3 protein-coding genes and 1 pseudogene are annotated in these 6,634 nt (G+C 41.6%); 1 reads left to right on the top strand and 3 read right to left on the bottom strand.

Annotation, left to right across the window (positions count from 1 at the left end; all coding sequences use genetic code 11):
* Nucleotides 1-1,129 (top strand): alpha-L-fucosidase (locus AAC037_RS17140; RefSeq protein ID WP_339904270.1); only part of this gene is annotated, 1,129 nt, incomplete at its 5' end.
* Between the two features lie 68 nt (nt 1,130-1,197).
* On the opposite strand, the gene AAC037_RS17135 is transcribed toward AAC037_RS17140, so the two are convergent.
* The 3 genes and pseudogenes from AAC037_RS17135 to AAC037_RS17125 form a co-directional block, all read right to left on the bottom strand.
* Nucleotides 1,198-4,164, bottom strand: coding sequence for a glycosyl hydrolase (locus AAC037_RS17135; protein ID WP_339904269.1), 2,967 nt, complete (start codon nt 4,162-4,164; stop codon nt 1,198-1,200).
* Between the two features lie 42 nt (nt 4,165-4,206).
* Nucleotides 4,207-5,649, bottom strand: coding sequence for a sulfatase-like hydrolase/transferase (locus AAC037_RS17130; protein WP_339904268.1), 1,443 nt, complete (start codon nt 5,647-5,649; stop codon nt 4,207-4,209).
* A 176-nt stretch (nt 5,650-5,825) separates the two neighbouring features.
* Nucleotides 5,826-6,634, bottom strand: a pseudogene (locus AAC037_RS17125) (arabinose isomerase); the annotation flags it as partial.

Genomic DNA, 6,634 nt, shown 5'->3' with positions numbered 1-6,634 from the left:
AACAGCCAAATCATTTGGGGCAAAACACATCGTTTTAACAGCCAAGCATCACAATGGCTTCTGTCTTTGGCCTACAAAAACTACGAAATACTCTGTTAAAAATGCTAAGTGGAAAAATGGCAATGGCGATGTGGTCAAGGAATTTGTAGCTGCATGTAGAAAGTATGGCCTTGAAATTGGTCTCTATGTGTCAGGTGGAGACAAGCATTTTGGCTGTACCAGCACACCCGATCCACAAGGGGAACGCAAAATTGTAGGAGACATTCATAGGTATTTCCCTGTTTTTCTGGAGCAGCTCAGAGAGTTACTGACTAACTATGGAGAGATCTCCTACCTTTGGTTTGATGGTGCCTATGATCCCTTCGGCTGGGATGTCATGGATCCTGAAACCAATCAAGCCTTGGGCACAGCTTATGGCGATGCTATCCACAACATGGTGCGGCTTTTGCAACCCAAAGCCATTGTCATGGGAGGAACCAAACCTGATGTTCGCTGGTCGGGAAGTGAACAAGGATGGGCGGCTTATCCTTTAAACAATGTGGTGCAGCCGGGAGAAGGTTTTGATAAATGGGTAGGCCCACAAAGTTCGGGATGGATTCCTGCTGAAGCCAACCTCCATACCCGATCAACTTGGTTTTGGCAACCGGATTCAGATAAAACCTTACGTGACCTTCCTTTTATGATGAATGTGTATTCCGAATCAATCGGTCGAGGGGCCAACCTTTTGGTCAATATGACTCCTGACACCAGCGGCCTGATCCCAGCTGCTGAAGTATTGCGACTGGAAGAGTTTGGAGCAGCCATTACGGAAATTTTTTCACATCCAGTGGCCAATTATAATCAGCCGCAAAGCAATAACAATACGATTTACACCCTTACAATTCCTAAAAACCAAACACCCAACCTAATGGTTTTGGAAGAAAACATTGCCAATGGACAACACATCAAGCAATATACCCTTGATAGTTTTAAAGGTGGTAAGTGGCAAACAGTAGCAGAAGGCCAAACCATTGGCAGAAAGCGCATTCATCACTTTGGTAATACGAAAGCCGATAAACTTCGATTGACCTTGAAAGGTGATGAAAGCCAAATGGAATTGAAATCATTTACCGTATATCAAGCAGACTAATTAAGAAATATAGTCAATAATTTGAGCAGCATTGTTGCAGAAAAAAGCAATAATGCTGCTCAAAATCACTAAGGAGCTACAATTGGGAGAACGGTAGTTATAGTAACCGGACCAAAAATTCCGGAAGGAATCAAAGGAGAATTTTCCCATGGCACTCTTAATTTGGGAATACCTTTTATCACCGTCGCAGCTACGTGTGTTTTTGTAAACTGCTCCCCTGTCAACGCATCCCCTGTCAACCTATTGGACCAGGTATTGGCTACTTCAATTTTTAATTGATTAATCCCGGGTTTAATCGCTTCTGTCACATCAAACCGATATGGTTTGGCCCAAGTAATTCCCAAGGGCTTATCATTTAACCACACCTCAGCGACATGGGAAAGATCACCTAAATCAAGATAAATCCTAGACTTAGGGAAATCGGAAGCATGCATTTTATGAATAAATTGCTTTTCATAACGCGCTGTACCGGAGAAGTATTTGATACCTTCAATTGCTGACTCCGTCCAAGATTTTAACTCCGGAATAATTGCTTTTTCAGGAGCACCAAAGCCTTCAGGGAAATAAACCTCCCAAGCCCCATCAAGCTCTTCCTTATGAAGTCTGGTGGATAGTTCCAATAAATTTTCATCTTGTATCAGGCCGAAATCACCCTCCTCCCAAAACTCAATACCATTTTCAGTGTAGCGAAGCTGAGGTGGGTGGATGCCATTATGTTTTACTTTTGTATAGTGGTCAGGATTACTCCCCCTTTGAAAAACCACAAATACACTTTCGTGTGGAGCAAGCGTCAAAGGCAAGGTGGTACCTTTTTCTGATTCTTCATAAACGGGAATGCGGGTTATTTTGCCATTTTCAGGATTCCATAAAGCAGGAATTTTGTCATGCTGTCTAAATTTTAAGTTTCTGGACATCCAAGTATCCGTGGTATTTACCAGAAAATAGAAATCCATTCCTCCCTTTTGATAATGGGTGTAATCCAAGGTATAAAAGCCTTTGTCCTTATAATCAAAGTCAGGGTATACATTCAATGCATTAAGTAGCTCTCCAATTGAAGCATTATAATAAATAGACCTGTCCCCTGGTTTGAATGTTGCTTTATTGAATGGCTTCCATAACCTTTCCAGCCAGCCATTCATGTCCGGTAGCCCATTCATATTTCTTTCGGGAGCTATTCGAATGGGTTGAGGTCCCGTAATAATAGCTCCGTCCTTAAGCATTTGTTCAAGTTTTGCTAAGACTTTAGGATTGATTTCATATTCCTTGGTCAAGGCCAGTAGACTAAATTCCGCTTTATTTCGAGGATTGAAAATTTTTCCGTTTCTCACTTCAAGACCAAGAAGCACTTCGGTATTCACTAACTCATAATCATATCCTTCTCCCGGATTGAAGCGACTGCGTTTGTGTCCTCCATAATTAGGGATAGTATCTCCATAATAATACAAAACATCCGCTTTAAAGTCAGCCTCTTGAAGGACATATGATATCCGAGCCAAGTATTCATTAAAAGGTCGAATTTTCTTCCACCAAACCCTTTTGTCATTATAGTGGGTGCCTGCGTGGTAAACAATGCCCGGGTTCCCTGTACCTTCAGGGTTATGAGTAGATCCATGGACAACCACCCTGTTCATACCTTCAGCAAAAGCCCTGTCTCCCATAGGCTTCATTTCAAAAGGCCCTTCCTGCCATTGTTGAAAAGTAGTAAAGGCCTCCATCTCCACGATTCCTAATCCATACATATTGGAGGCAGAAGACACCTCTTTCACTACACGTAACACATCCATTCCCTCCTCACTAAAGTTATGATGATTGATCCAAAACTCCCCTCTAGGGATGTCCAAGCCTTTACCCAAAGCCTTTAATGGTTCCACCGGAACATTATGTAAAGGATAGCCTGGACCTCCTGCTTCACTATTGTTTTTCAATCCATGGGCATTGCAAATCTCCTTGGACTTCATGTAAAAGTTCTTAATCATCAACTCAGACAAAGTCCTTTGAAAGCCGGCCCTGAAAGCAGAAGTTGCCTCCTCAGTAAGCTTGATTTCATCAAAAAGTATTGGAAGAAGTTTATTTATATCATACCCATTTAGCTCCTTAAATTCCTGGGGTAAGGTCGGTGTCCAATTGAAGCCCCTAGCTTCATAACTGGCCATGTATAGGTTTTTAAGGGCTGTTTTTCGCAAGTCTCCCAAAGCCGACTCCAATCGACCTATAATATAATTAAAGTGAAAGGCTGTAGCTTCCGCATCAAAATGATCTACTATCGGACCAGCAGAATACTTGCTGGGTAACACTAAGTTTTCTCCGGAATTGGAACTCACATACCTTACAATTTTCCATTCTCCCGCCGGTACTTTCCAATTCAACACCTCTTTTTTTGCATCAAAATATTGAGAAACATCATGTATCCGGCTGGTGTCCATCTCCGCATTTCCTTCAAACATAGGGATGGCCAAAACGGCTATCTCTTGGGAATAAACCGGCTTCCCATCTTTGCCATAAGAAATAATTCGCCTCCTCCCCCGGGGATCTTTTTCGGGAATCTCCGGAAAAGGCAAATTAACTTTTTTCTTTGCTCCTCCTGTAACTGTCACCTTGCGTTGGTAAATGGATTTTGCAGCTTGCTTTGGCGTTAGCCAATTTCCGCCTGCATTCCAACTACTTGCAGTATTCAGCCCAACTTCCATCCCATATTTACCCGCTTCTTTCACCGCAACTTTTATCGTCTTCAGTGATTCCTCACCCAGGAATTCAGGACCAGTACCTACAAGCACGGTATCTCTTGACCCTATTTCAAATATGGTAAAACCTGCAATCCCTGCTTCGTCGAATGAACGTATTTCTTCTTTTAACCTAACAGTGTCCACATGCCCCCCTAACCACCAATGATAAACGGTAGGCTTGGCTGTACTTGGTGGATCCTGAAAATTTTGTCGCATTTCTTTATAGATTGTGCTTTCCTGGGCCTGGGTCAAAAGAGGCCATGTGCAACAAAATCCGACAATTAAACAAAAGAGGTTTGTACTAAATTTCATGGTTATTCGTGTTTATTTAAACGATTAAAGGACACAGGCCAACTATTCCTCATTTATATTCGGCAAAGGATGCCATTGAAAAAAGTCATCCTCTGTGGCAGCGATCCATTCCTTCAATGCCTTGTTCAATTTTATTTTAACAGGTGCATAAGCTTCCTGATAAGCAAGATTATTTTGTTCGCCGGGATCTTTCCACAAGTCAAACAACTGTTCATTTCGTGCGCCCTGATTGTACAAATTGTATTTGTATCGATCATTTCTAATCATTCTGGCCTGCCTGCTCGAGTCCAACTTATCATCAGCCAACTGTACCACCAAATATTCCCTCAACCTTTCGCCGGGATTTTCCAAAATCGGCTTAAGACTTTTACCTGTAAATTTAGCTGAGGAAGCCAACCCTGCATAATCAACAATCGTGGGAGCTAGGTCAATTCCTGATACCAACTGATTTCTATCAATGTTTTGTGCAGGGACCCTGCCCTTGTACCGAATAATAAAAGGCACAGTGGCTACTTCTTCATAGAGACTTAATTTGGCAGCCCATTTATGAGCAGCGCCCCCATCCCCATGTTCACTGGTTAAGACTACAATTGTATTCTCATCAAAGCCATTTTTCTTTAAGGCTTCCATGATTTTTCCAATTTCCTTGTCCACCATTTCAGTAAACCGATAATAATGGTACAAGTAGGCTTGCCAATCTTCATCGGTATAGTCCAAGGTCTTCAACAATTCATCTCCATAATGATCCATCAAACGCTTTTCTTTTAGGAATTGTGGTTCATCAGGATCTATTGCGTAATTAATAGGAAGGGGCGGCAAGTCTTCCAACTCATGGGCTTTGGCATACTCCTCCGGCCTTCTTGGAACATGGCAGATATCATGTGGATTATGAAGAGAAACAGCCAATAAAAAAGGTTGGTCTTCTGAATAATTGTTAAGGTAATGGACCGTTGCATCCGCAATAGGTCCATCTGTATCTTCGCCCAAGTCCCATTCTTTTGAAAGGGATTGAAAGGGAATTACTTCAAAACCGGCAACGGAATCCATCTCACTTTTGGCAGGATAAGACTGTGGCAAATGCCATTTCCCTGCCCAAGCAGTATTGTATCCAGCTTTTTTAAAAATCTGGCCTATGGTAGGCACCTCCGGAAGGATATTCGTGGAGTTCCAGACCACACCCGTTTCATGGGGCATTCTCCCTGTAATCAAGCTACTCCTTGCAGGGCCACAAACAGGGGATGTGCAATAAGAGGCGGTAAAAAAGGTTCCTTCTTTAGCTAGCTGATCCATTGCAGGCGTTTTTAAAAAAGGATTACCCAAATAGCTTAGCGCATCATTGGTGTGCTGGTCTGTTAGAATAACCAATACATTAGGTTTTTTGTCCCTCTTTTCTGTTTCGCCACTTTGGCAACTTGTCAGTAGACTTAATACAGCATTTATATATAAGGCATGAAAATAAATTCTACCGTTTCTATTTCTCCTCATTTTTATTTTACGGTTTATCTAAAATACCAGAAAACATTTATTATTCATCTTACCTATTTCAACAAATCTCCAACCATGAATCATTTCAAAAAAATTATAGTCCCCATTCTTTCAAAAACAAAACTTTTAATAAGTGTTTTCATAGTCAGTTATTTTGGGTTAATCGTTAATTAAGTTCAGACTACTATGACCGATTCTATATTTAAATAATTGGCAATCTTTTGAATGCTTGCTGCGTGATGACCTATGCCCAAGGCAAAATGATGGGTTGGCCCTTCCTTGATCCAGTTGGTCAGAAAAGTGCGAACGTCTGGTTTGAAAAAGCCTCTGGTATTGGTATTTCCTGTAGGAGGAATAGGGCCTTCCACTGATTCACCTTCCGCAATAACAAACTTAAATTTCCCTTCATAATTTGAACTAATGCTCAACATGGTAATGGGGCCTTCTTTGATTTTAAATTCCACTCCTGCACCAAAACCGGGTTTGCCATGGTACTTTTTCAGACTTCGAAGCACTGGCTTGCCCTGAGCAATCGATATATTGTGTGGACCATCATGCCCAACTAAAACAAAGTTTTCTTTAAAATCTACCGGATGAAACTCAGCAAAACTTCCACCTATACCGAAACGGTCCATGATAAACATGGCTATACAGCATTTTAAGTCAGACTCTCCACACATGGGAAAACCTGAACTTGTCAATAGGGAATTGCCAACAATTAAGTTGGACATCACCAATTGGGTTTCACTTTGGGCCTCTCCATTGTAATAATAGGCCAGGCCATCAAGCTTCCGGTCCTCAACGAATTTTTTCAAGGCTACTGAAACACCCGCAGCTACTTTTAAATCTTCCTTTTTCAGTTTCTCAGAAATGGGATCTGATACAGGATCAGGGGTGTCAAAAAAGGATAAAATACGGTCTTCTTCATTGCTTACTTCTTCTTCAGAAACTTGGGCACCATAATTACCTACAATTTCATTGGCCT

The organism is uncultured Cyclobacterium sp., from assembly GCF_963976465.1.
In the GTDB taxonomy this organism is placed as follows: Bacteria; Bacteroidota; Bacteroidia; order Cytophagales; family Cyclobacteriaceae; genus Cyclobacterium.
This window is presented reverse-complemented; position numbering and strand designations above follow the sequence as displayed.

What these genes read in the sequence shown, in the direction of transcription:
- AAC037_RS17130 (WP_339904268.1), bottom strand. Translation starts at nt 5,649, where the DNA reads ATGAGGAGAAATAGAAACGGTAGAATTTATTTTCATGCCTTATATATA.
- AAC037_RS17135 (WP_339904269.1), bottom strand. Translation starts at nt 4,164, where the DNA reads ATGAAATTTAGTACAAACCTCTTTTGTTTAATTGTCGGATTTTGTTGC.